The sequence below is a fragment of the Halobacterium sp. KA-6 genome, assembly GCF_021029015.1.
GTDB lineage: Archaea > Halobacteriota > Halobacteria > Halobacteriales > Halobacteriaceae > Halobacterium.
The window spans coordinates 1-1,004 of record NZ_JAJJZH010000046.1; the positions used below are offsets into that span (position 1 = coordinate 1).

The 1,004-nt window shown below is 66.8% G+C and carries 1 protein-coding gene; it reads left to right on the forward strand.

The genetic code is table 11. The features are described 5' to 3' along the window. Nucleotides 1–564: 564 nt before the first annotated feature. Nucleotides 565–1,004 (forward strand): nucleotidyltransferase family protein (locus tag LPA46_RS18730; protein ID WP_230893820.1); only part of this gene is annotated, 440 nt, incomplete at its 3' end.

Genomic DNA, 1,004 nt, shown 5'->3' on the forward strand with positions numbered 1-1,004 from the left:
GTGTTGAGCACCGCGACGCTCATGGCCGTCACCGCGATGGAGTCGTACAAGGACCGCCTCGACCTCTGAGCCGGCCCGCGAGCCCGCGGCGATAGCACCGCACGAACCGACCCCGATTTTACTTCACTCCGCGTTCGAACAGCCGCGGCGCTCGGCCCGCCTCTTTCCTTTCCCTTCCCACCGTGCTTGCCCTGATTCTTTCTTTTCCTACCGCTGTCTGCCCTCCTTTTTCCTCCACCCGCCGAATCAGCTCTCCCCGGCTCCCCCACCGCTGTCAGCTCTCACCCCGCGGGTGTGATTCGCAGTCCATGCGACCGACGCGGCGGCTTCGTCGCGCCGCGACACTGTCGGTGGGACACCATCCGATTAGGCGCGTCCGAACCGTCTGCCCTGCCGATTTCGGACTGTGGCCTCCGCTTGCAACAGTCTCACACGCGACCCTAACGCGAGACCGGTTCGGGGAACTCGCTGTATAACAATCCCCGTCGCGGTCCCTGTTGCTTTCATGACTCGCACACCGTCACGGTCACGTTCTGAACGCCCGTCGCTCGCGGGAGGTCACGCATGAACGGCCGTCTCACCGAGGCGGTCGTCCTCGCGGCCGGCGAGGGGCGGCGGCTCCGTCCGCTCACCACCTTCCAGCCGAAGCCGATGCTCCCGGTCGCAAACCGGCCGGTCGTCGAGTACGTCCTCGACGCGCTGTTCGAGTCGGGCATCGAGCGCGTCGTCGTCGTCGTCGGCCACCGCGCCGACCGCATCCAGTCGCACCTCTCTGCGACGTACCCCGACGCGAACATCGAGTTCGTCCACCAGGACACCCGGCTCGGAAGCGGGCATGCGCTCCTCCTCGCCGAGGAGCTCGTCACCGGCCCGTTCGTCGTCTGCAACGGCGACAACGTCGTCGACGCCGACATCGTCTTGAAGGCGCTCGAACGCTTCTCGACGACCGACTCGGTGGCGACCATCGCGGTCGCCGAGTCCGACACGCCCGAGGAGTACGGCGT